The sequence below is a fragment of the Pseudomonas sp. Pso3 genome, from assembly GCF_055393275.1.
On record NZ_AP043687.1, the window covers coordinates 4,371,439 to 4,393,502 of the forward strand.

General features: G+C 64.5%; 19 protein-coding genes and 2 tRNA genes. 1 reads left to right on the plus strand and 20 read right to left on the minus strand.

Translation table 11 applies throughout. From position 1 onward, the window contains the following. Nucleotides 1-2: 2 nt before the first annotated feature. The 7 genes from ACZ5R1_RS20535 to amaB form a co-directional block, all read right to left on the minus strand. Entirely contained in the window at nucleotides 3-719 is a 717-nt protein-coding gene (locus ACZ5R1_RS20535; protein WP_007162636.1) for an ABC transporter ATP-binding protein, read from the minus strand. Further along, nucleotides 716-1,591 (minus strand): ABC transporter ATP-binding protein, encoded by an 876-nt coding sequence (locus tag ACZ5R1_RS20540; RefSeq protein ID WP_027599107.1) that lies wholly within the window; start codon nucleotides 1,589-1,591, stop codon nucleotides 716-718. The genes ACZ5R1_RS20535 and ACZ5R1_RS20540 overlap by 4 nt, the downstream gene beginning before the upstream one ends. Further along, on the minus strand, nucleotides 1,588-2,868 hold the full coding sequence (gene livM, locus ACZ5R1_RS20545; RefSeq protein ID WP_027599108.1) for a high-affinity branched-chain amino acid ABC transporter permease LivM: 1,281 nt from the start codon (nucleotides 2,866-2,868) through the stop codon (nucleotides 1,588-1,590). Before livM ends, ACZ5R1_RS20540 begins: the two co-directional genes overlap by 4 nt. A gap of 3 nt (nucleotides 2,869-2,871) precedes the next feature. Next, on the minus strand, nucleotides 2,872-3,786 hold the full coding sequence (locus ACZ5R1_RS20550; RefSeq protein WP_027599109.1) for an ABC transporter permease subunit: 915 nt from the start codon (nucleotides 3,784-3,786) through the stop codon (nucleotides 2,872-2,874). A gap of 96 nt (nucleotides 3,787-3,882) precedes the next feature. Then, nucleotides 3,883-5,004, minus strand: a complete 1,122-nt coding sequence (locus tag ACZ5R1_RS20555; RefSeq protein WP_027599110.1) for a branched-chain amino acid ABC transporter substrate-binding protein — start codon at nucleotides 5,002-5,004, stop codon at nucleotides 3,883-3,885. Nucleotides 5,005-5,498: 494 nt separating this feature from the next. Next, complete coding sequence (gene amaA / locus ACZ5R1_RS20560; RefSeq protein ID WP_027601372.1) at nucleotides 5,499-6,776, minus strand: L-pipecolate oxidase; 1,278 nt, start codon at nucleotides 6,774-6,776, stop codon at nucleotides 5,499-5,501. 24 nt (nucleotides 6,777-6,800) lie between these two features. Beyond that, entirely contained in the window at nucleotides 6,801-8,291 is a 1,491-nt protein-coding gene (gene amaB / locus ACZ5R1_RS20565; protein ID WP_027599112.1) for an L-piperidine-6-carboxylate dehydrogenase, read from the minus strand. Between the two features lie 113 nt (nucleotides 8,292-8,404). On the opposite strand from amaB, the gene ACZ5R1_RS20570 reads away from it, so the two are divergent. Beyond that, nucleotides 8,405-9,289, plus strand: coding sequence for a LysR substrate-binding domain-containing protein (locus tag ACZ5R1_RS20570; RefSeq protein ID WP_027599113.1), 885 nt, complete (start codon nucleotides 8,405-8,407; stop codon nucleotides 9,287-9,289). Nucleotides 9,290-9,621: 332 nt separating this feature from the next. On the opposite strand, the gene pnp is transcribed toward ACZ5R1_RS20570, so the two are convergent. The 13 genes from pnp to folP all read right to left on the minus strand — a co-directional run bounded on the left by pnp (nucleotide 9,622) and on the right by folP (nucleotide 22,057). After that, on the minus strand, nucleotides 9,622-11,724 hold the full coding sequence (gene pnp / locus ACZ5R1_RS20575; protein ID WP_007162644.1) for a polyribonucleotide nucleotidyltransferase: 2,103 nt from the start codon (nucleotides 11,722-11,724) through the stop codon (nucleotides 9,622-9,624). A gap of 174 nt (nucleotides 11,725-11,898) precedes the next feature. Beyond that, a complete protein-coding gene (rpsO, locus tag ACZ5R1_RS20580) occupies nucleotides 11,899-12,168 on the minus strand; it encodes a 30S ribosomal protein S15 (protein ID WP_007162645.1) in 270 nt (89 codons plus the stop codon). 93 nt (nucleotides 12,169-12,261) lie between these two features. Then, entirely contained in the window at nucleotides 12,262-13,176 is a 915-nt protein-coding gene (gene truB / locus ACZ5R1_RS20585; protein WP_027601370.1) for a tRNA pseudouridine(55) synthase TruB, read from the minus strand. Nucleotides 13,177-13,178: 2 nt separating this feature from the next. Next, nucleotides 13,179-13,562 (minus strand): 30S ribosome-binding factor RbfA, encoded by a 384-nt coding sequence (gene rbfA, locus ACZ5R1_RS20590; RefSeq protein WP_007162647.1) that lies wholly within the window; start codon nucleotides 13,560-13,562, stop codon nucleotides 13,179-13,181. A 132-nt stretch (nucleotides 13,563-13,694) separates the two neighbouring features. Further along, nucleotides 13,695-16,253 (minus strand): translation initiation factor IF-2, encoded by a 2,559-nt coding sequence (gene infB, locus ACZ5R1_RS20595; protein WP_077173171.1) that lies wholly within the window; start codon nucleotides 16,251-16,253, stop codon nucleotides 13,695-13,697. Nucleotides 16,254-16,279: 26 nt separating this feature from the next. After that, on the minus strand, nucleotides 16,280-17,752 hold the full coding sequence (gene nusA, locus ACZ5R1_RS20600; protein WP_007162649.1) for a transcription termination factor NusA: 1,473 nt from the start codon (nucleotides 17,750-17,752) through the stop codon (nucleotides 16,280-16,282). Nucleotides 17,753-17,801: 49 nt separating this feature from the next. Beyond that, complete coding sequence (rimP, locus tag ACZ5R1_RS20605) at nucleotides 17,802-18,260, minus strand: ribosome maturation factor RimP (RefSeq protein WP_007162650.1); 459 nt, start codon at nucleotides 18,258-18,260, stop codon at nucleotides 17,802-17,804. 127 nt (nucleotides 18,261-18,387) lie between these two features. Beyond that, nucleotides 18,388-18,464: transfer RNA gene (locus tag ACZ5R1_RS20610), tRNA-Met, on the minus strand. An 85-nt stretch (nucleotides 18,465-18,549) separates the two neighbouring features. Then, nucleotides 18,550-18,635, minus strand: a tRNA-Leu gene (locus ACZ5R1_RS20615). A gap of 16 nt (nucleotides 18,636-18,651) precedes the next feature. Next, a complete protein-coding gene (gene secG / locus ACZ5R1_RS20620) occupies nucleotides 18,652-19,032 on the minus strand; it encodes a preprotein translocase subunit SecG (RefSeq protein ID WP_027601368.1) in 381 nt (126 codons plus the stop codon). Further along, nucleotides 19,032-19,790, minus strand: a complete 759-nt coding sequence (gene tpiA / locus ACZ5R1_RS20625) for a triose-phosphate isomerase (protein WP_027599117.1) — start codon at nucleotides 19,788-19,790, stop codon at nucleotides 19,032-19,034. Before tpiA ends, secG begins: the two co-directional genes overlap by 1 nt. 66 nt (nucleotides 19,791-19,856) lie before the next feature. Continuing rightward, nucleotides 19,857-21,194 (minus strand): phosphoglucosamine mutase, encoded by a 1,338-nt coding sequence (gene glmM / locus ACZ5R1_RS20630; protein ID WP_464712653.1) that lies wholly within the window; start codon nucleotides 21,192-21,194, stop codon nucleotides 19,857-19,859. Continuing rightward, nucleotides 21,194-22,057, minus strand: a complete 864-nt coding sequence (gene folP, locus ACZ5R1_RS20635; RefSeq protein WP_027601366.1) for a dihydropteroate synthase — start codon at nucleotides 22,055-22,057, stop codon at nucleotides 21,194-21,196. Before folP ends, glmM begins: the two co-directional genes overlap by 1 nt. Nucleotides 22,058-22,064: the final 7 nt, after the last annotated feature.

Here is a 22,064-nt window from a genome sequence, read left to right on the forward strand (position 1 = left end):
CGCTAGTGGCCGCCCAGGTAGGCTTCGCGCACCTGGGGATTGGCCAGCAATTCCTGGCCACTGCCGCTCATGCGGATCTCGCCGGTGACCATCACATAGGCGCGGTCGGACAGGCGCAGGGCATGGTTGGCGTTCTGCTCCACCAGGAAGATGGTCATGCCGCTCTGGGCCAGCTCGCGCAGGATCTGGAAGATCTGCTTCACCACGATGGGCGCCAGCCCCAGGCTGGGTTCGTCGAGCAGCAGCAGCTTGGGTCGCGCCATCAGCGCCCGGGCGATGGCCAGCATCTGCTGTTCGCCGCCGGACATGGTCATGGCGCGCTGGTTGCGACGCTCCTTGAGCCGCGGGAAGAGCTCGAACATGCGCTGCATGTCCTCGTCCACCCAGCGGGTGCCGATGGGAATGGTGCCCATCAGCAGATTCTCCTCGACCGTCATGTCGGGGAACACATGGCGCCCCTCCGGTGACTGGGCGATGCCGTTGGAGGCCACGTAGTGGGCGTTCTTGCGGGTGATGTCCTCGCCCCGGTAGAGGATCTGCCCGTTGCGCGCCTGGGGCTGGCTGAAGATGGACATCAGCAGGGTGGACTTGCCGGCGCCGTTGGAGCCGATCAGGCTCACCGTCTCGCCCTCGTTGATGGACAGGGAGACGCTCTTCAGCGCCTGGATCGGCCCGTAGAAGACGTCGACGTTACGGAATTCCAGGATCGGCGTGGTCATGCCACCTCCTCTTCTTCGGCGCCGAGGTAGGCGGCGATGACCTTGGGATCGTTGCGGATATCGGCCGGCAGGCCGCGGGCGATGACCTGGCCATGATCCAGCACCACGATGTGGTCGGAGATGTTCATCACCATGCCCATGTCGTGCTCGATCAGCACCACGGTGATGCGGTGCTGGTCGCGCAGCAGGCGGATCATCCCGGCCAGCGCCTCGGTCTCGGCCGGGTTGAGACCGGCGGCGGGTTCGTCCAGGCAGACGATCTCCGGACGGGTGCACATGGCGCGGGCGATTTCCAGGCGGCGCTGCTGGCCGTAGGAGAGTTCGCCGGCCAGACGATTGGCGTGGTCCACCAGGTCCACCACTTCCAGCCAGTAGAAGGCCGTATCCAGCGCCTTTTCCTCGGCACGGCGATAGCCGGGGGTATTGAGGATGCCGGTGATCAGGTTGCGGTTGCACTGCATGTGCTGCGCCACCAGCAGGTTCTCCACTACCGACATCTCCTTGAACAGGCGGATGTTCTGGAAGGTGCGGGCGAGCCCTGCGCGGTTCACCAGGTGGGTGCCGCCGAACATCTTGTACCAGAGCCGGCTGCCGAACTGCACCGGATTGACGAAGTCGGTGGCCTGGAAGCGCTCGCCCATGATCTTGCCGACGCGGGTCGAACGGCCATCGGCGGTATCCAGGCGGATCTCGCCATCGGTGGCCTTGTAGAAGCCGGTCAGGCAGTTGAACACCGTGGTCTTGCCGGCGCCGTTGGGGCCGATCAGCGCGGTGATGGAGTGTCGCTGGATATCGAAGGACACGTCCGAGAGGGCCTTGATACCCCCGAATCTCATGCCCAGACCGCTGACGGTCAGAATGTTGTCGCTCACGGCGCCACTCCCTTGCGAATCGCGAAGCCACTGCGGGCGATACGGATCAGGCCACGCGGCCGCCACATCATCATCACCACCATCAGCACGCCGAACACCAGCATGCGGATGTCGCCGAATTCGCGCAGCAGCTCGAACAGCAGGGTCATGACGAAGGCCGAGACCACCACCCCGACGGTGGAGCCCAGGCCGCCCAGTACCACGATGGCCAGCACCAGCACCGACTCGAAGAAGTTGAACGAGGCCGGGTTGATGAAGCCCTGGTAGGTGGCGAAGAACACCCCGGCCAGGCCTGCGGTGGAGGCACCGATCATGAAGGCGGAAAGCTTGACCAGCACATGGTTCAGACCCATGGCGCGGCAGGCGATCTCGTCTTCGCGCAGGGCTTCCCAGGCGCGGCCGACCGGCATGCGGGTCAGGCGGTGCTTGATGTAGAGCACCAGCAGCACCACCAGGAACAGCACGGTATAGATGAAGATCATCGTCGCGTTGGGGTTGTAGCTGATGCCCAGCAGTTCGTGGATGGGCACCCCGCCCTCCTTCGCCCGGCGGCCGAATTCGATGCCGAAGAAGGTCGGCGAAGGTGCGGCGATGCCGTTGGGGCCCTTGGTCACTTCCAGCCAGTTGTTGAGCACCAGGCGGATGATCTCGCCGAAGCCGAGGGTGACGATGGCCAGGTAGTCCCCGTGCATGCGTAGCACCGGGAAGCCGAGGATCGCTCCCGCCACCGCCGCCATGACCGCCGCGAGCGGCAGCATGGTCCAGAAGCCCAGCCCGAGGTACTGGTAACCCAGCGCCAGACCGTAGGCACCGATGGCATAGAAGCCGACGTAGCCAAGGTCGAGCAGACCGGCCAGGCCCACCACGATGTTCAGGCCCAGGCCCAGCAGCACGTAGATCAGGCAGAGGATGATGACCGTCAGCCAGTACTTGGTGGCCAGGAAGGGAAAGGCGATGGCCACCAGAATGACGATGGGCAGGATGAATCTCAGGTTGGACTTGTGCCCCGGCGGCAGCACATGGACACCGCCGTCGTTGCGCTTGAAGGACTCGATCCAGTCACGGCCCTTGGCGGTCTGGCCGAACAGGCTGAGCAGGAAGCGGCCGGCCATGACCACCGCGACCATGATGCCGACGCGACCGGGCTCGAGGTTGTAGCCGTAGCCGTCGAGCACGATGCCGACGATGGGGCCGAACAGGATCAGCGAGACCAGGCCCACCATGAGGGTGTCGCGCAGCACGACCTTGAGGTCGAAGGAGGAAGACGTCTGACTCATGGATTACACCTTCGTGACCTGGGGTTTGCCGAGCAGCCCCTGGGGCCTAAAGATCAGGATCGCCACCAGCAGCGAGAAGCTGAAGACGTCCTTGTAGTCCGAGTTCACCAGGCTGGCGAACTGGGCTTCGGAGATGCCGAGGATGATGCCGCCGAGCATGGCGCCGGGCAGCGAGCCGATGCCGCCGAGCACCGCCGCGGTAAAGGCCTTGATGCCGATGATGAAGCCGGCATAGAAGTCGAAGGTGCCGTAGTTGAGGGTGATCAGCACCCCGGCCAGCGCCGCCATGGCCGCACCGATGATGAAGACGTAGGAGATCACCCGGTCGGTGTTGATGCCGAGGATCTGCGCCATCTTGCGATCTTGCTGGGTGGCCCGGCACATGCGGCCGAGGGTGGTCTTCTGGATCACGTAGGTGAGCAGGCCCATGCCGATGATGGAGGCCAGGATGATGAAGATCTTGGTGTAGGTGATGATCACGAAGCCGTCGCCGATGTGCAGGCGCAGGGCGCCGTCGAGCAGCGTCGGTACCCCCTGCTGGCGCGCGCCCTGGGCGAGCTGCACGTAGTTCTGCAGGATCAGCGACATGCCGATGGCCGAGATCAGCGGCGCCAGGCGCGTGGAGTTGCGCAGCGGCTTGTAGGCGATCCGCTCGATGGCCCAGCCGTACACGGAGGTGACCACCACGGTGAAGATCAGGGTGCCGAGGATCAGCACCGGGAAGGAATGCAGGCCGAACACGCTCAGCAGGGCGATGCCGATGGCGGCGAGATAGGCCGACACCATGTACACGTCGCCGTGGGCGAAGTTGATCATGCCGATGATGCCATAGACCATGGTGTAGCCGATGGCGATGAGTCCGTAGACCGAGCCCAGGGTCAGGCCGTTGACCAGTTGTTGCAGGAAGATACCGTCCACGTTTGCAGTCTCGCGCTGGATGGATGACGAGGGCCGCCGGCCGCCACCTCGTCCTGGGGCGGAGACGAGGCGGCGGCGGGCGGATTCACGCGAGGATCAGGGCAGCTGGTGGTACTTGCCCTTGTCGTCCCATTCGTACATCACGTAGTCGGAGACCTTGAGGTCGCCCTTGCTGTCCCAGCTCTTCTCACCCAGGACGGTGTTGACGCTGTGGGACTTCAGCCACTCGGCGGCCTTGGCGCCGTCGGTGCCCTTGATGCCGTTGAAGGCGGCGGCCACGGCCTGCAGCGAGGCATAGGAGTAGAGGGTGTAGCCCTCGGGCTCGTAGCCGGACTTGCGCAGGGTTTCCACCACGGTCTTGCCGGCGGGGTTCTGCAGCGGGTCGGCGCCGAAGGTCATCAGCACGCCCTTGGTGTACTGGGCGCCACCGGCGGTGGTGACCAGGTCGGCGGAGACGATGCCGTCGCCGGAGACGAACTTGGCGGTCACGCCCTGCTCGCGCATCTGCCGCACCAGCGGACCGGCCTCGGGGTGCAGGCCACCGAAGTAGACCACGTCGGCGCCGGAGGCGCGGATCTTGGTGACCAGGGAGTTGAAGTCCTTCTCGCCGCGGGTCAGGCCCTCGTAGAGCACCTCTTTCACGCCGCGCTTGTTGAGCTGCGCCTTGGTGGCGTCGGCCAGGCCCTGACCGTAGGTGTCCTTGTCGTGGATGATGGCGACCTTCTTGGCCTTGAGGGTATCGACGATGTAGTCGCCGGCCACGATGCCCTGCTGGTCGTCACGTCCGCACATGCGGAACACGCCGGTCAGGCCACGCTCGGTGATCTTGGGATTGGTGGACGCCGGGGTGATGGAGATGATGCCGGCTTCGTCGTAGATCTCCGAGGCGGGCATGGTGTTGGAGGAGCAGAAGTGGCCGATCACGGCCTTGACCTTCTCGGAGTCCACCAGGCGGTTGGCCACGGCCACGGCCTGCTTGGGCTCGCAGGCGTCGTCGCCCTGCACCAGCTTGATCTTCTCGCCATTGATGCCACCGGCGGCGTTGATGTCCGCCGCGGCCTGGGTAGCCCCCTTCCAGAACTGCTCGCCATAGGCGGCGCTGGCCCCGGTGAAGGGACCGGCGACACCGATCACGACGTCGGCATGCGCCAGGGAGGAGAGAGTGAACGCAGAACCGATAGCGAGAGCCAGAATGCCTTTTCTGTAAATCTTCGACATGGGAGGTTTGCTCCAGAGGGTGGTTGGCCTTTTCGCCGGAGCAAAGCCTGTGCCATCAGCCAGTTGTGTACCGGGCGCAAAGGCCATTTGCCGCTACTGCGATGAGCCAAAACCGCCGACAGCCTGCGGCGAGGGCCGCAGCCAGTGGAGCGGACCGCCCTTTAGACTTTTGTCGTAAGCGGCTCATTAGTCTGGATAATTCGGCGAAGCGGTAGCAGCGGGAGGGTTGAAACCCAGCGGTTTGTTACCAGATAGCAACCCGGTTGCACCTGTTTCGCACCAAAACGTAACACCGGCCCCACACTGTGCCACTAAAGTAACCATGATCCTGCGGTCGCAGGCCCCGGGCGGATCGGCCGTTCTCTCGACCTGCTTGCAGTGGTGGACAGCAGAAAAAAAGCGGCCGACTTGCACGGGTCGGGATGCGCAAATCGGCCGCTTCGGCGTGTTATCGCCCGGCCCGAGGGCCGGTGACAGCAGGTATGGCGGGGTCGCTAGAGCACCACGCGCAGGCATTGCCCGGCGTGATAGAGGGTGAAGCCGGCTTCGTACATCAGGCTGCGCCACTGGCCGACCGGATTGGCATCCAGCGACGCCAGGGGCAGCGGCAGGTCGTGGCGATCGCCACTGCACAGATAGCGGGCAAAGGCCTGCCCCACCACCGTGCCCGTGGTAACCCCGCGTCCGTTGTAGCCGGTCACCGCCAGCAGGCCCGGCGCCGGTTCGAACAGTCGCATCAGATGATCGGGCGTGAAGCCGATGCGGCCCGTCCAGCTGCATTCCCACTCGACCCGTCCGAGCGCGGGGAAATAGTGCCGCTGGATGCGATCGGCCCAGGCGCGGATGAAGCCGGCCGGCCGCCCCGCCATGTTGCCGAGACTGCCCAGCAGCAGACGGCCATCGGCATCGCGGCGGATGCTGCTGAGCACCGTCCGGGTGTCCCAGGAGCCACGGCCCTGGGGCAGGATGAAATCCGCCTCCGGGCCGAGGGGCCGCGAGGCCACCTGGTAGTAGTAGCCCGGGAAGAATTGCTTGCGCAGGGTGGTCCATTCGCCTTCGGTGTAGGCGTTGGAGGCGATCACCACCTGGTCGGCGGTGACCCGCCCCTGGGGGGTTTCCACCTGCCAGCGTTCGCCGATCCGCTGCAGGCGCTGCACCGAACTCTGCTCGAACAACTCGCCGCCTTCCTGGCGCAGCGCCCTGGCCAGGCCCAGGGCATACCCCATGGGCACCAGGGTACCGGCGCGATGATCGAGCAGCGCACCACTGATGTCGCGGGTACCACAGGCGCTGTAGCAGGCTTCGCCTTCCAGCAGCTCGACCCGGGCGCCGCGGCGCTGCCATTGCTCGGCACGCTGACCAAGATCGGCCAGGCCCTTGGCGCTGTGCGCCATGTGCAGGGTGCCGGCGCGGCGCGGCTGGCAGTCGATGCCATAGCGCTCGATGAGGGCGAACACCTGACTCGGCGCATCGCCCATCACCCCCAGCAGACGCTCGCCGACCTCCGGTCCCAGGGTGGCCACCGCCTCGTCCGGCGGGATCCACATGCCGGCATTGACCAGCCCGACATTGCGCCCGGAGCCGCCATGGCCGACGCCATGGGCCTCCAGCACCACCACCCGCCGCCCGGCCTGCGCCAGGTGCAGGCCGGTGGACAGGCCGGTGTAACCACCGCCGATGACGCAGACCTCGGTGTCACGCTCGCCCTGCAGCGGTGCGTCCGGCACCGCCGGATACAGCCGCTCCCATAGGCACTCTTCACGCAACTGCATTCTCTGCGCTCCTGGCGGATCCACTCAGTCGAAGACGATGCCCTGGGCCAGCGGCAACTGGCGGGAGTAGTTGACGGTGTTGGTCTGGCGGCGCATGTAGGCCTTCCAGGCATCGGAGCCGGATTCGCGGCCACCGCCGGTTTCCTTCTCGCCACCGAAGGCGCCACCGATCTCGGCACCGCTCGGTCCGATGTTGACGTTGGCGATGCCGCAGTCGCTGCCGGTCGCCGACATGAAGGCCTCGGCCTCGCGCACGTCGGTGGTGAAGATGCAGGACGACAGGCCCTGGGGCACGGCGTTGTTCAGCGCCACCGCCTCGTCGAAATCGTCATAGGTCAGCACATAGAGGATGGGCGCGAAGGTCTCGTGACGCACCGCCTCGCTCTGCTCGGGCATCTCGACGATGGCCGGCGCCACATAGTAGGCCTCGGGATACCTGTCGGCCAGCTGGCGCTCGCCGCCGTAGACCACCCCACCCTCGCCACGCGCCTGCTCCAGCGCGCCCTGCATGGCCTGGAAACTGGCCGCGTCGATCAGCGGACCGATCAGGTTGCCCTCCAGCGGATGACCGATGCGGACTTTGGCATAGGCGGTCTTGAGTCGGGCGACGATCTCGTCCTTGACCGAACGATGGGCGATCAGCCGGCGCAGGGTGGTGCAGCGCTGGCCGGCGGTGCCGACGGCGCTGAACAGGATGGCACGCACCGCCATGTCCAGATCGGCGCTCGGTGCGAGGATCATGGCATTGTTGCCGCCCAGCTCGAGGATGCTGCGGCCGAAGCGCGCCGCAACCCGGGGTCCTACCTCGCGACCCATGCGGGTGCTACCCGTGGCGCTCACCAGTGCCACCCGCGGATCGTCCACCAGGGCTTCACCGGCGGCGCGATCGCCAACGATGACCTGACTCAGATCGGCCGGAGCATCGCCAAAGCGCGCCAGGGCCTTCTCGAACAGCGCCTGGCAGGCCAGGGCGGTCAGCGGGGTCTTTTCCGAGGGCTTCCAGATCACCGGATTGCCACAGACCAGGGCCAGGGCGGCATTCCACGACCAGACCGCCACCGGGAAGTTGAAGGCACTGATGATGCCCACCACCCCCAGCGGCTGCCAGGATTCACGCATGTGATGACCAGGGCGCTCGGAGGCAATGGTCAGACCATAGAGCTGACGCGACAGGCCAACGGCGAAGTCGCAGATGTCGATCATCTCCTGGACTTCGCCCAGGCCTTCCTGGGTGATCTTGCCGGCTTCCCAGGACACCAGCTCGCCCAGATCGGCCTTGTGCGCGCGCAGCTCTTCACCCAGCAGCCGCACCAGTTCGCCACGCCGCGGCGCCGGCACCGCCCGCCAGGCCTGGAAGGCCCGCTCGGCACGGGAGATCTTCTGCTCCACCTCGGCGGCGCTTTCCAGGGCGACGCTGCCCAGTTGGCTGCCATCGATGGGGGAATGCACCCGGTGCTCGCCTTGGGTGTAGTGCTGGGCAGGAACGCCGAGGCGTTCCAACAGGGCCTTGCTCATGCTGAGGTCTCCGCAGAGTGGGAATCGTCCCTGAGTATGGTCAGCCCAGCGGCGCCGGACAACCGACCTTTGCTCGGCATATCATTCCCTTTTTTCATGCCGCGAGTCCGCTCATGCAACGTCGCCACCTGCCGTCCATCACCGCCATGCAGTGCTTCGAGGCGGTCGCGCGTCACCTGAGCTTTACCCGCGCGGCCGACGAACTGGCCCTGACCCAGAGCGCCGTCAGCAAGCAGGTCGCCCAGCTCGAGGACCTGCTGCAGCACAGCCTCTTTCGCCGGGTCCGCCGTCGCCTGCAACTCACGCCGGCGGGCGCGCTCTACCTGGCCGAGGTGGACAAGATCCTCAACCAGCTGGAGATGTCGGCGCGCTACCTGAGATCCTATGGCGGCGAGACCGAGGTGCTGCGCGTGGCCACCCCGCCGACCTTCGGCGAACGCTGGCTGGTGCCACGGCTAAAGGGCTGGCGCCTGCGCTTTCCCAACATCCACCTGGACGTCTCCAGCGCCCTGGAACCGGTGGACTTCCGCGATCCCCGCCATGACGTGGCGCTGTTCTATGGCCACGGCAGCTGGCCGGGTGCCGAGTGCGAACTGCTGCTGCACGAGCATATGGTCGCGGTCTGCGCGCCGGACCTGCTGCCCACCGAGGGCATCGCCGGACCGGAGCAACTGGTGGACTTCGTCCTGCTGCAGAACACCACCCGCCCGGAGTCCTGGCACGACTGGTACGCCAGCCTCGGCCGCGAAGAAGTCCACAGCCATCACGGCCCGCGCTTCGACACCTTCACCCTCTGCGCCCGCGCCGCCCAGGAAGGCTGCGGGGTAGCGCTGCTACCGGAATTCCTGGTCGCCGAAGAACTAGCCTCCGGCCGCCTGGTGCTCGCCTGGCCACATCGTCTGGCCAGCCCCCACGCCTATTGGCTGGCCTATCCGGAACAGATGGCCGAGGTACCCAAGGTGCGCAGCTTCATCGAATGGATTCGCGAGAAGGCGTAATGCCTGGGCCAATCGCGGCCATGGGTCGCTCCTACAGCGGGAGGCACGCCGGTTTATCGCGATCTTGCCGGGGCTAATGCCAGCTCGGATAACCCCCTCTCCCTCTGGGAGAGGGCCGGGGTGAGGGTAGGACCCGCGATGAACTCTTCAGTGGAAAAGGCTGCGCCCTTTTCCACGCTACGGGTGTATTCCTATAGCGATAGGACAGTTGCCCCCCCTGGAGAAGCGGTCGCTACGGCGCACCGGCATGGCCGCGATACAAAGGTACCCGGCACCCGTACCCCAAACGAAAAAACCCGGCCGAAGCCGGGTTTTTCTCATGCGGGGTCGTCTCAGACGCCGGAGGCTTCCGCCGCCGCCACGTCCTTGATCGACAGCTTGATGCGACCGCGGTTATCCACGTCCAGCACCAGTACCTTCACTTCCTGACCTTCCTTGAGGACGTCGGTGACCTTCTCGATGCGCTGATCGCTGATCTGCGAGATGTGCACCAGACCGTCCTTGCCCGGCAGGATGTTGACGAAGGCGCCGAAGTCGACGATGCGCTCCACCTTGCCGACGTAGATCTTGCCGATCTCGGCCTCGGCAGTGATGCCCAGAACGCGCTGCTTGGCCGCTTCAGCCGCTTCGCGGGTCTCGCCGTAGATCTTGATGGTGCCGTCGTCTTCGATGTCGATCGAAGCCTTGGTCTCTTCGCAGATACCACGGATGGTGGCGCCACCCTTGCCGATCACGTCGCGGATCTTGTCCTGGTCAATCTTCATCGCCAGCATGGTCGGGGCGTTTTCCGACAGCTCGGCGCGGGACTCGGAGATCACCTGGTTCATCTGACCCAGGATGTTCAGACGCGCTTCCAGCGCCTGCTCCAGGGCGATCTCCATGATCTCTTCGGTGATGCCGTTGATCTTGATGTCCATCTGCAGGGCGGTAACGCCCTTGGCGGTACCGGCCACCTTGAAGTCCATGTCGCCCAGGTGATCTTCGTCACCCAGGATGTCGGTCAGGACGGCGAACTTCTCGCCTTCCTTGACCAGACCCATGGCGATACCGGCAACCGGGGCCTTGACCGGCACACCGGCGTCCATCAGCGCCAGAGAGGCACCGCAGACCGAGGCCATGGAGCTGGAGCCGTTGGACTCGGTGATCTCGGAGACCACGCGGATGCTGTAGGGGAAGGCTTCCTGGGTCGGCAGCATGGCTTGGATGCCACGACGGGCCAGGCGGCCGTGACCGATCTCGCGACGGCCCGGGCTGCCCATGCGGCCGCACTCGCCGACCGAGAAGGGCGGGAAGTTGTAGTGCAGCATGAAGCTGTCACGACGCTCGCCTTCCAGGGTGTCCAGCAGCTGGGCATCGCGGGCGGTACCCAGGGTCGCGGTGACCAGGGCCTGGGTTTCGCCACGGGTGAACAGCGCCGAACCGTGGGTCTTCTTCAGGGTGCCGACTTCGATCTGCAGCGGGCGAACGGTGCGGGTGTCGCGGCCGTCGATACGCGGCTTGCCGTCGACGATGTTCTGGCGCACGGTGCGGTATTCCAGCAGACCGAAGGTCTCCTTGACCTCGGCTTCGCTGTACTGACCGTTCTCGCCGGCCAGCTTGGCGATGGCCTGGTCACGCAGGGCGCCCAGGGCCGCATAGCGGTCCTGCTTGATGGTGATGGTGTAGGCACGGGACACGGCCTCGCCGACCTCGGCCTTGACGGCCTCGACCAGGGCGGTGTTCTCGGCGGGTGCCTGCCAGTTCCAGGTCGGCTTGCCGGCTTCGGCGGCGAACTGGCTGATGGCCTCGATGGCCACCTGGAATTCTTCGTGGGCGAACAGCACGCCACCCAGCATCTGGTCTTCGGTCAGCTCGTCGGCTTCGGATTCCACCATCAGCACGGCGTCACGGGTACCGGCCACGACCATGTCCAGGCTGGAGCTCTGCAGCTGCTCGTAGCTGGGGTTCAGCAGGTAGCCCAGTTCGCTGTGGTAGCCCACGCGCGCAGCGGCGATGGGACCGGCGAAGGGAATGCCGGAGATGGCCAGGGCGGCGGAGGTGCCGATCATGGCGGCGATGTCCGGATCGGACTTCTTGTTGGTGCTGACCACGGTGCAGACCACCTGGACTTCGTTGAGGAAGCCTTCGGGGAACAGCGGGCGGATCGGGCGATCGATCAGGCGCGAGGTCAGGGTTTCCTTCTCGGAAGGACGGCCTTCACGCTTGAAGTAGCCACCGGGGATGCGGCCAGCGGCGTAGGTCTTCTCCTGGTAGTGCACGGACAGCGGGAAGAAGTCCTTGCCGACGGCGGGCTGCTTGGCACCGACCACGGTGACCAGCACGCTGACGTCTTCGGTGGAGACCAGCACGGCACCGGTCGCCTGGCGCGCGATGCGGCCGGTTTCCAGGGTGAAGGTCTGCTCACCGAACTTGAATTGCTTGATTACTGGATTCACAGTCTTTCCTTCTCTTTATTGCCTTGGGGGAAACGGGGGCGACCAGAGGGATTCGGACCCTCGCTGATCTCCGGGTGACGCAGGCCGATTCTGTCGGCCTCTCAAGCAAAAAAGCCGGAGGCCGGCGCGAGCCGACCTCCAGCTTCAGACTGCTTGCAGCAGGTCTGCATCGTATTAACGACGCAGGCCCAGGCGAGCGATCAGTGCGCTGTAACGAGAGGTGTCCTTGGACTTCAGGTAGTCCAGCAGCTTACGACGCTGGTTGACCATGCGGATCAGACCACGACGGCTGTGGTGATCTTTGCCGTTGGCCTTGAAGTGACCTTGCAGCTTGTCGATGTTGGCGGACAGCAGGGCAACCTGCACTTCCGGGGAACCGGTGTCGCCTTCGCTCTGCTTGAACTCGTTTACGATCTGGGCTTTGTCTTCAACGCTCAGTGCCATGATAGGGCTCCTCTGAGGAACAGGCCGGGATGGATCCCGTGCTTAAGGAAAGAGGTGTGACCGTGCCTGCTGACAGCCACCCTCGGTATCGGTCTAGGACCGAATCAGTCTACGGGGAGCAACCTGCCCCTCGTCGTCAATCTCGCCGATGCCGATGAAACGACCCTGGTCGTCCTGCACCCGCATCAAGCCGAATTTCGGTGCATTGGCCGCCCGAACGGGCTGACCGTGCAACCAGTAGTAGGCGCTGTGCTGCGTCAACTGCACCAGCGGCCAGTGCTCCAGGCCACTGTCGACCGGCAGCAGGAAGCGATCCAGCGCTTCGGAACCGCCTTCGGCGTGCGCCGCCTCCAGCTCTTCCAGGCTGATGGCCTGCGCCAGGCCAAAGGGGCCGGCCTGGGTGCGGCGCAACTCGGCCACATGGGCACCACAGCCAAGACGGGCGCCGAGGTCTTCGACCAGGGTACGCACATAGGTGCCCTTGCTGCAGGCCACTTCCAGCGTCGCGCGATCTTCCTGCAACGCCAGCAGTTCCAGACGGGCAATAGTAACAGAACGCGCCTCGCGCTCCACTACTTCCCCGGCACGCGCCAGCTTGTACAGCGGCTGACCGTCGCGCTTGAGCGCCGAATACATCGGCGGAATCTGCTCTATCTGGCCGCGGAAGGCCGGCAGCGCCGCCTGGATGGCCGCTTCATCGACCGCGACCGCCCGTCGCTCCAGCACTTCACCCTCGGCATCGCCGGTGGTGGTGGTGACGCCCAGTTGCGCCACGGTGCTGTAGCCCTTGTCGGCATCCAGCAGGTACTGGGAAAACTTGGTGGCCTCGCCGAAGCACAGTGGCAGCACGCCGGTGGCCAGGGGATCCAGGCTACCGGTGTGTCCGGCCTTCTCGGCATTGAGCAGCCAGCGGACCTTTTGCAGGGCGGCGTTGGAGGAGAAGCCGCGCGGCTTGTCCAGCACCAGCACGCCGTGCACCTGGCGGCGAATACGCTTGACCTGGGCCACCCCTATTCCTCCCCTTCGTGGCGACGGTCTTCGGCGACCGCTCGCTCGATCAGGGCCGACAGCTGGGCACCGCGACGGATGCTCTCGTCGTACTGGAAGCTCAGTTGCGGAACGGTGCGCAGCTTCATCGCCCGGCCCAGCTGCTGGCGCAGAAAGCCGGCGGCGTCCTTGAGGATGCCGATGTTCTGCTTGATGGCGTCGGCATCGTCGTCCTTGCCCAGGACGGTGATGTGCACCTTGGCATGGGACAGGTCGCGCGCGACGTCCACACCGGTGATGGTCACCATGCCCAGTCGCGGATCCTTGATCTCGCGCTGGATCAGCAGTGCCAGTTCACGCTGCATCTGATCACCGATGCGCTGGGTACGGCTGAATTCTTTGGCCATGTCGAAACTCTCGTACGAAAGGCCGCAGACACCAGGCCTGCCAGCCATGAACCTTGGAAACGCGAACGGCAAGTCCGGACCTGGCAGGGTTCTGCCAGGTCCGCGACCTGCCGTCCTGGTGCAGGGTCGTCGTTACAGCGAACGGGCGACCTGAACCTTCTCGAACACCTCGATCTTGTCGCCGACGCGCACGTCGTTGTAGCTCTTCACGCCGATACCGCATTCCATGCCGGCACGGACTTCGGCCACGTCATCCTTGAAGCGACGCAGGGATTCCAGCTCGCCTTCGAAGATGACCACGTCTTCGCGCAGAACGCGGATCGGACGGTTGCGGTGCACCATGCCCTCGGTGACCATGCAGCCGGCGACGGCGCCGAACTTGGGCGAACGGAAGACGTCACGCACCTCGGCGATACCCAGGATGTTCTCCCGGACGTCACTGCCCAGCATGCCGGTCAGCGCCTTCTTCACATCTTCGATGATGTCGTAGATGACGTTGTAGTAGCGCATGTCGAGGCCTTCCTGCTCGACGATCTTCCGCGCCCCGGCATCGGCCCGGACGTTGAAGCCGAACAGCACGGCATTGGAAGCCAGCGCCAGGTTGGCATCGCTCTCGGTGATGCCACCGACGCCACCGCCGACCACCCGCACCTGGACTTCGTCGTTGCCCAGACCGGACAGCGAGCCCTGCAGCGCCTCGAGGGAGCCCCGCACATCGGACTTGAGCACGATGTTGAGGGTCTTCTTCTCGTCCTGGCCCATGTTCTCGAAGATGTTCTCGAGCTTGCCGGCGTGAGCGCGGGCCAGCTTGATCTCGCGGAACTTGCCCTGACGGAACAGCGCCACTTCGCGGGCCTTCTTCTCGTCGGTCAGCACGGTGAGCTCGTCACCGGCATCCGGGGTGCCGTCCAGGCCAAGGATCTCGACCGGGATGGACGGACCGGCTTCCTTGATCGGCTTGCCGTTCTCGTCGAGCATGGCGCGGATGCGGCCGAAGTTGACGCCGACCAGGGCCATGTCGCCCTGACGCAGGGTACCGTTCTGCACCAGCACGGTAGCCACCGGACCACGACCCTTGTCCAGGCGCGATTCGATGACCACGCCGCGGCCGGGTGCTTCCGGCGTGGCGGTCAGTTCCAGGACCTCGGCCTGCAGCAGGATGGCTTCGAGCAATTCGTCCACGCCGGTACCGGCCTTGGCCGAGACGTGCACGAACTGGGTGTCGCCGCCCCACTCTTCCGGGATCACCTGACGACCGGCCAGATCGTGTTTGACGCGATCCGGATCGGCATCGGGCTTGTCGATCTTGTTGACCGCGACGACGATGGGCACACCCGCCGCCTTGGCGTGCTGGATGGCTTCCTCGGTCTGCGGCATGACGCCGTCATCGGCCGCGACGACCAGGATGACGATGTCGGTGGCCTTGGCACCGCGGGCACGCATCGCGGTGAACGCGGCGTGGCCAGGGGTATCCAAGAAGGTCACCATGCCACGCTCGGTTTCCACGTGGTAGGCACCGATGTGCTGGGTGATGCCACCGGCTTCGCCCGACGCGACCTTGGCGCGTCGGATGTAGTCCAGCAGCGAGGTCTTGCCGTGGTCGACGTGACCCATGACGGTCACCACCGGCGCGCGGTGCAGGGCCTTGCCGCCCTCGAACTTGAGGGACTCGGCCAGTTGATCTTCCAGCGCGTTCTCGTTGACCAGCTTGACCTTGTGGCCCAGCTCTTCGGCCACCAGCTGCGCCGTCTCGCGGTCGAGCACCTGGTTGATGGTGGCGGGAGACCCCATCTTGAACATGAACTTGATGACTTCGGCGGCCTTCACCGACATCTGCTGAGCAAGCTCAGAGACGGTGATGGTCTCGCCTAGATTGACTTCGCGCACTACAGGTCCTGTCGGGCTCTGGAACCCGTGTTGGTTTCGCTTCTTGAGTCGCGACTTGCCACCGCGACCACCGCGCCGGCCAAAGCCTTCTTCCTCGTCGTCGCCACTGCGCACGGTACGGGGAGCTGCGACCTTGTCCTTGATCGACGGGCGATGTTGGGCGTTCTTGCGCTCGCGACGCTCGTCTTCGTCGCGCTTGCTGCTCGGCGCAGGATGCACGGGACGACGCGGCTCTTCGCGCTTGCGCTCGCCGGCCGGATCCGCCTTCTTGACCTCGGCGGCAGCCTCGGCAGCGGGTTGCTGCTCGGCCGCCACGGCCGGGGCTTCCGACGCGGCAGGCGCCGCAGCCTCGGCGGCGACCGCCTGCTGCTGCGCGGCCTGGGCAGCGGCTTCGGCCTGCTGCTGGGCAGCCGCTTCGGCGGCGCGCTGAGCTTCTTCCTCGGCACGTGCCTGGGCCGCAGCCTCGTCGGCCGCGCGCTGGGCTTCCTGCTCGCGGCGCTGTTCGGCCTCGAGTTCAGCGGTACTGCGCTTGACGAAAGTCTTCTTCTTACGCACTTCGACGCTGACTGTCTTGCTGCCGGCCACTTTCAGCGTGGTCTGGGTCTTGCGCTGCAGGGTGATCTTGCTCGGCTCGTCGAGCTGCGCCGTCCCCTTGAGATGCGTCAGCAGGGCCTGCTTCTCCGCATCGCTCACCAGCTGCTCAGCACTGCTGTGCGTCAGACCTGCCTCGCGCATCTGCTGTAGCAGACGTTCCACCGGCGTATTGACCGTTTGGGCCAGTTCTTTCACCGTGACTTGCGTCATGCACTTCTCTCCTCAGACTGCGCCGCTTACTCGAACCAATGGGCACGGGCAGCCATGATCAGCTTGCCGGCACGCTCTTCGGTCATGCCGTTGATGTCGAGCAGGTCGTCGATCGACTGCTCGGCGAGCTCTTCGCGATTCACCACGCCACGCTGGGCCAGCGCGCTGGCGAGCTGGGGGTCCATGCCGTCGAGGGTCAGCAGATCTTCGCTGGGGCTCTTCTGTTCTTCGGTCGCGATGGCCCGGGTCAGCAGGCGATCCTTGGCCCGGGTACGCAGCTCGTTGACGATGTCTTCGTCGAAGCCATCGATGTTGAGCATCTCTTCCATGGGCACGTAGGCCACTTCCTCGAGGGAGGTGAAGCCTTCTTCCACCAGCACCTGCGCCAGCTCCTCGTCGACATCCAGCTCGTCGATGAAGCGCTGGATGATGTCGCCGGTCTCGGCCTGCTGCTTGGCGTTGATGTCCGCCTCGGTCATCACGTTGAGCGTCCAGCCGGTCAGCTGACTGGCCAGGCGCACGTTCTGACCGCCACGGCCAATGGCCTGGGCCAGGTTGTCCTCGGCGACGGCGATGTCCATGGTACGGCTGTCTTCGTCGACGATGATCGAGGCGACTTCGGCCGGGGCCATGGCGTTGATGACGAACTGCGCCGGGTTGTCGTCCCAGAGGACGATATCGACCCGCTCGCCACCCAGTTCACCGGATACCGCCTGGACGCGCGAACCGCGCATGCCGATGCAGGCACCCTGGGGATCGATGCGCTTGTCCTTGGAACGGACGGCGATCTTGGCCCGCGAACCCGGATCCCGGGCGGCGGCCATGACATCGATCAGCTGCTCGGAAATTTCCGGCACCTCGATGCGGAACAGCTCGATCAGCATCTGCGGATCGGTACGCGACAGCATCAGCTGCGGACCGCGGTTCTCCGTGCGGATTTCCTTGAGCAGGGCACGCAGACGCACGCCCATGCGGAAGGTCTCGCGGGGAATGATGTGCTCGCGCGGCAGCAGCGCCTCGGCATTGTTGCCCAGGTCGACGATCACGCTGTCACGGGTGACCTTCTTGACGGTACCGGAGATGATCTCGCCGACCTTCTCGCGATAGGCGTCCACCACCTGAGCCCGCTCGGCCTCGCGCACCTTCTGCACAATCACCTGCTTGGCGGTCTGGGCGGCGATCCGACCGAATTCGATGGACTCGATCTTTTCTTCGATCACTTCACCGGCCTTGACGCCAGGATGCTCTTCCTGGGCGTCTTCCACCGTCAGATGCGAATCGGGCAGCTGATAGTCTTCGTCTTCCACCACGGTCCAGCGACGGAAGGTTTCGTAGCTGCCGTTGTGTCGGTTGATCGACACCCGCAGATCCACATCTTCTTCGTAGCGCTTCTTGGTAGCCGTGGCGAGAGCCAACTCCAGTGCCTCGAAGATGACGCCGGGTGGAACACCCTTCTCGTTCGAAACAGATTCCACTACCAGCAGAACTTCTTTGCTCATCTTACGCCTCGTATTCGCAATCCTTGGGATCCGCGGTCTCGCGCTCAAATCACTCGAAACGGGGAACGACGTTGGCCTTGTCGATCATCTCGATGGGCAGCAGATACTCATGCTCGTCCACCTGCACCACGACGTCCTGGTCTTCCACACCGCGCAGCAAACCCTGGAAATTACGTCGCCCTTCGAAGGGCGACCGAAGTTTGACCTTGACCTGTTCACCGGCGTGGGCAGCGAATTGCTCCAGCGTGAACAGCGGTCTATCCATACCGGGGGAAGACACCTCGAGGGTGTATTCATTGGTGATGGGATCTTCCACATCGAGTACGCCACTTACCTGGCGACTGACGGCCTCGCAATCTTCGACGAGAATGCCGTTGGGATGATCGATATAGACACGCAGTAGCGAATGCCGCCCTTGGGAGATGTACTCGACACCCCAGCAGACATAGCCAAGCGCCTCGACGACGGGGGCCAGCAAGGCCTGCAACTGTTCTAGCTTGCTCGACACCTGGTTGCCTCGCGTTTTTTGAGAATAAAAAATGGGCATTACGCCCATCCCTAAGAGGTCTGCGCAAGAAAGCGCGACCCGAACTGTCCAGCCAACAAAAAGCCCCTATAAAGGGGCTTTAAAAAACTGGTTGCGGGGGCTGGATTTGAACCAACGACCTTCGGGTTATGAGCCCGACGAGCTACCAGACTGCTCCACCCCGCGTCAAAGCTGGAGCGAGATTATATTCAACTGAACTCTAGGAGTCAACCTACTCTCTCGCCGCGTCCTGCAGGACGTCTTTGCTATTTGGTGCCGAAGATGGGACTCGAACCCATACAGCCTGTGGCCACTACCCCCTCAAGATAGCGTGTCTACCAATTCCACCACTTCGGCATGAAACCTTTGAAACCTACTTGGACTCCTGGGGCACGTCCCCGGAAGTACCACCCTGGGCAGCGCTAGGCTGACTCAGGGGAACATCGTTACCATCCTGCTTCGGCTGAGGAGCCTGCTGGACCGGCTGAGTGGGCAGACCCACTTCGCGCAGACTCAGCGCATGGTTCTTGGCGAAGTACGCCAGACCCAGGCTAGTCGCGAAAAAAACCGCGGCTAGTATAGCAGTAAAGCGACTCAGAAAGGTAGCAGAACCTTGGCTACCGAATACGGTACCCGAGGCGCCCGCACCAAAGGATGCACCGGCTTCGGCACCCTTGCCCTGCTGCATCAATACCAGCACGATCAGGCCAAGCGCCATCAGCAAGTGGATCACGACAACTGCAGTTTCCAACATTATCCACGTCCTGCAGCGCGGCAAATCGCACTGAACTCTTCAGCATTCAGGGAGGCTCCACCTACCAGCCCCCCATCGATATCCGGCATGCCGAACAATTCGGCAGCGTTGGCGGCCTTGACACTGCCGCCATACAACAACTGAAGGCCTTCAGCGACCCCAGCATCGGCCTCGCGCACCAGGGCGCGAATCGCCGCATGAACCTCTTGCGCCTGCTCCGGCGTCGCCGTGAGCCCCGTACCTATCGCCCAGACCGGCTCGTAGGCCACGACGGCATTGGCGAACGCTGCCACTCCAACCGCATCGATGACCGCCTTCAGCTGGCCACCCACCACGTCCAGAGTGCGCTCGGCCTCCCGCTCTTCACGGGTTTCACCGACGCAGAGCACGGGAATCATCCCGCCCTCCTGAATGGCCGCAAATTTCTTCGCCACCACCACATCATCCTCGCCCAGCAGCGCACGTCGCTCGGAGTGCCCCACCAGTACGTAGCGGCAACCGAATTCTGCCAACTGGGTCGAGGACACCTCGCCAGTCAGAGCCTTCTCGCCCGCGACGGGAGCACAGGTCTGGGCTCCCACCATCAGCGACGTTTCCGCCAACGCTTCAGCCACCCCTGGCAGATGCACCAATGTCGGAATCACCACGACATCGACACCCGCTGCGCCATCCAACCCTTTCAAGCCTGCGACCAGCGCCGACACGCCTTGCAGCGAGCCATGCATTTTCCAGTTACCGGCAACCAGGGAACGACGCATGCGTTTTACCTCAGGGAGCGAAGTGGGCGCAGATGTTACTCAATCGAAAACAGGCATGCAAGCAAATCAAGCACATACCTCGGTTATCAACTGAGCGAGGGCTTCCGCATGGGCCCGCACCTCTCGTTCGTTCTCGCCCTCGACCATGACCCGCAACAGCGGCTCGGTCCCGGACTTGCGCAGCAGCACCCGCCCCCTGCCGGCCATCTTCTCGGTCACCTCGGCACTGGCCTGCTTGACCCGTGGATGCTCCAGGGGATCCTGGCCGCCACCGAATCTCACGTTGATCAGCACCTGCGGGCACTTGCGCAGCGCCATGCGCGCCTGGGCCAGGGTCTGGCCGGCATTGCGCAGGGCGATCAGCACCTGCAGCGCGGCGATGGTGGCGTCTCCGGTGGTGGTGTACTGGCAGCAGACCACGTGCCCGGAATTCTCGCCGCCCAGCACCCAGTTGCGCTCCAGTAGTTCGGCCATCACATAGCGATCCCCGACTTTGGCGCGCACGAAGGGAATATCCAGCTCGGCCAGGCCCAGCTCGAGTCCGAGATTGCTCATCAGGGTGCCCACCACCCCACCCTCGAGGCGGCCGCAGCGCTTGAGGTCGCGAGCGATCAGATAGAGCAGCTCGTCGCCATCGACCGCCGCCCCGGTGTGATCCACCATCAGCACCCGGTCGCCGTCGCCATCGAAGGCGATGCCAATGTCGGCATGCTGGTCGAGCACTGCCTGCTGCAGCCCTTCCAGGTGAGTGGAGCCGCAATCCTTGTTGATGTTGAGTCCGTCCGGCTGCACGCCCAGCACGCTGACGTCCGCCCCCAGTTCGCGGAAGACGCTGGGCGCGATCTTGTAGGTAGCGCCATTGGCGCAATCCAGCACGATCTTCATGCCGGCGAAGCTGGTCCCGGTAGGCACACTGCTCTTGCAGAACTCGATGTAGCGCCCGGCGGCATCATTGATGCGCGAGACCTTGCCGATACGCGCCGAGTCGACCACGGTCATGGGCGTATCGAGCAGTTCCTCGATCATGGTCTCGAGTTCATCGGGCAGCTTGGTGCCGGCGCCGGAAAAGAACTTGATGCCATTGTCGTAGTAGGGATTGTGCGACGCACTGATAACGATGCCGGCGCTGGCCTGGAAGGTCCGCGTCAGGTAGGCGATCCCTGGCGTGGGCATGGGACCGAGCAGCATGACGTCGGCGCCGGCGGCGGACAGCCCGGCTTCCAGTGCCGATTCGAACATGTAGCCCGAGTTGCGGGTGTCCTTGCCGACCAGGACCCGGCAACCACCGCGGCTGCGAAAGGCGATACCGGCCGCCCAGCCCAGCTTGAGCATGAAATCCGGGGTAATGGGATACGTCCCGACCTTGCCGCGAATGCCATCGGTTCCAAAATACTTTCTTGCCATCAGTTCTGTTCCTGCCTGAAGCCTTCGACTGCGGTGATCATCTTCACCACGTCCACCGTTTCCGCCACATCATGGACCCTGAGGATCTGCGCGCCCTTTACCAGTGCCAGGGCCGCAAGGGCCAGACCGCCCGCCAGACGACCTTCCACAGGCCGCCCGGTGACCGCGCCGATCATGCTCTTGCGCGAGACACCCACCAGCAAGGGTAGCCCAAACGCGAGCAACTCGGCCTGTCGCCTGAACAGTTCGAGGTTGTGCTCGAGGGTCTTGGCGAAGCCATAGCCTGGATCCAGCACCAGCCGCTGACGGGAGATGCCGACCGCTTCGCAGCGGGCCACCTGCTCGGCGAGAAAGGCGCCTACCTCGCCTGCGACATCGGCATAGACGGGCGCCTGCTGCATGGTGCCGGGCTCGCCGCGCATGTGCATCAGGCAGATCGCCAGGTCGGTCGCGGCCGCCGTCTCGAGGGCACCGGGCCGACGCAGCGAGCGCACGTCATTGATCAGACCGGCACCCGCCCTGGCGCCTTCGCGCATGACCGCGGGCGTGGAGGTATCCATGGAAATCACGACATCGAGCTCGCGGGCGATCGCCTCGATCACCGGCACTACCCGATCGAGCTCTTCCGCTTCGGATACCGCGGGCGCCCCCGGGCGCGTGGACTCGCCCCCGACATCGATGATGGCCGCACCCGCCGACACCATTCCCTCGGCATGGCGCAGGGCGCTCTCGACCGCCGTATAGCGACCACCATCGGAAAAGGAGTCGGGAGTGACGTTGAGGATGCCCATGACTTTGGGCGCGTCAAAAACAAGAACCCGATTGCCGCAAGGCAATCGGGTCGAAGGCAGCGGATTGAACATGGGTGTT

Excerpts from the sequence above, each read along its gene's own strand:
- amaA (WP_027601372.1), bottom strand. The coding sequence starts at position 6,776 with ATGCAGTTGCGTGAAGAGTGCCTATGGGAGCGGCTGTATCCGGCGGTG.
- folP (WP_027601366.1), bottom strand. The coding sequence starts at position 22,057 with ATGTTCAATCCGCTGCCTTCGACCCGATTGCCTTGCGGCAATCGGGTT.
- ACZ5R1_RS20570 (WP_027599113.1), top strand. The coding sequence starts at position 8,405 with ATGCAACGTCGCCACCTGCCGTCCATCACCGCCATGCAGTGCTTCGAG.
- livM (WP_027599108.1), bottom strand. The coding sequence starts at position 2,868 with ATGAGTCAGACGTCTTCCTCCTTCGACCTCAAGGTCGTGCTGCGCGAC.
- glmM (WP_464712653.1), bottom strand. The coding sequence starts at position 21,194 with ATGGCAAGAAAGTATTTTGGAACCGATGGCATTCGCGGCAAGGTCGGG.
- rbfA (WP_007162647.1), bottom strand. The coding sequence starts at position 13,562 with ATGGCCAAAGAATTCAGCCGTACCCAGCGCATCGGTGATCAGATGCAG.
- nusA (WP_007162649.1), bottom strand. The coding sequence starts at position 17,752 with ATGAGCAAAGAAGTTCTGCTGGTAGTGGAATCTGTTTCGAACGAGAAG.
- rpsO (WP_007162645.1), bottom strand. The coding sequence starts at position 12,168 with ATGGCACTGAGCGTTGAAGACAAAGCCCAGATCGTAAACGAGTTCAAG.
- ACZ5R1_RS20555 (WP_027599110.1), bottom strand. The coding sequence starts at position 5,004 with ATGTCGAAGATTTACAGAAAAGGCATTCTGGCTCTCGCTATCGGTTCT.
- ACZ5R1_RS20535 (WP_007162636.1), bottom strand. The coding sequence starts at position 719 with ATGACCACGCCGATCCTGGAATTCCGTAACGTCGACGTCTTCTACGGG.
- tpiA (WP_027599117.1), bottom strand. The coding sequence starts at position 19,790 with ATGCGTCGTTCCCTGGTTGCCGGTAACTGGAAAATGCATGGCTCGCTG.
- amaB (WP_027599112.1), bottom strand. The coding sequence starts at position 8,291 with ATGAGCAAGGCCCTGTTGGAACGCCTCGGCGTTCCTGCCCAGCACTAC.
- infB (WP_077173171.1), bottom strand. The coding sequence starts at position 16,253 with ATGACGCAAGTCACGGTGAAAGAACTGGCCCAAACGGTCAATACGCCG.
- secG (WP_027601368.1), bottom strand. The coding sequence starts at position 19,032 with ATGTTGGAAACTGCAGTTGTCGTGATCCACTTGCTGATGGCGCTTGGC.